Here is a 683-nt window from a genome sequence, read left to right as displayed (position 1 = left end):
CCGCGTGGAAAAGGTAGCTGTCCTGGAAGATCTGGCTGATCTGCCCGGCCAGCCGCTCGCCCGCGATCTGGCGCACGTCGATGCCGCCCACCAGAACGCTGCCCTGCTGCACATCGAAAAAGCGTGCGACCAGCCGCAGCACGGACGATTTGCCAGAGCCCGAGGCGCCCACCAGCGCCGTCATCGAGCCCGGCTCCACGCGCAGGCTCGGGCCGCGCAGCACCTCGGGCTGGCCCGGCGCGTAGCGGAACACCACATCGCGCAGCTCCACCGAGGCATCGCGCGGCGCCTGGGGCACGGCAGGCTCGGGCAGCGGCTGGACCGCGAGGATGTCGCGCACGGCATCGAGCTGCACGCGCGCGGCGCGCAGCGAGTCGGCGTAGCCGGCCACCTCCAGCAGCGGATCGACATGGCGGCAGGCCAGCAGCAGGGCCACGATCACGGGGATGGCGGCTTCCATTCCCATGCCCATGCCCTGTGCTGCAACGCCGCCCAGGCGCTCGTCCAGCCACAGCGCGCCGGCCACCAGCAGGGCCGCAAACACGGCCTGCACGGCCCAGCCGTTGAGCACGCCCGACAGCGCCGCCAGGCGAATGGACTGCGCGCCGGATGCGCGCTGCCGGCCCAGGGCCTGCTCCAGCCAGCGCGTGCCGCCGCCTTCGCCATTGAAGGCGCGCAGCACG

Annotated in this window: 1 protein-coding gene; it reads right to left on the bottom strand. The window is 72.9% G+C overall.

Features of this window, described 5'->3' with window-relative positions:
• Positions 1 to 683: ATP-binding cassette domain-containing protein (locus L995_RS05670; RefSeq protein WP_047470027.1), on the bottom strand; the 683-nt coding region annotated here is incomplete at both ends.

This window comes from Delftia sp. ZNC0008, assembly GCF_000799035.1.
Taxonomy (GTDB): Bacteria; Pseudomonadota; Gammaproteobacteria; order Burkholderiales; family Burkholderiaceae_C; genus Comamonas; species Comamonas tsuruhatensis.
Note: the sequence above shows the minus strand (reverse complement) of the source record. Positions and strands in the feature narration are given on the sequence as shown.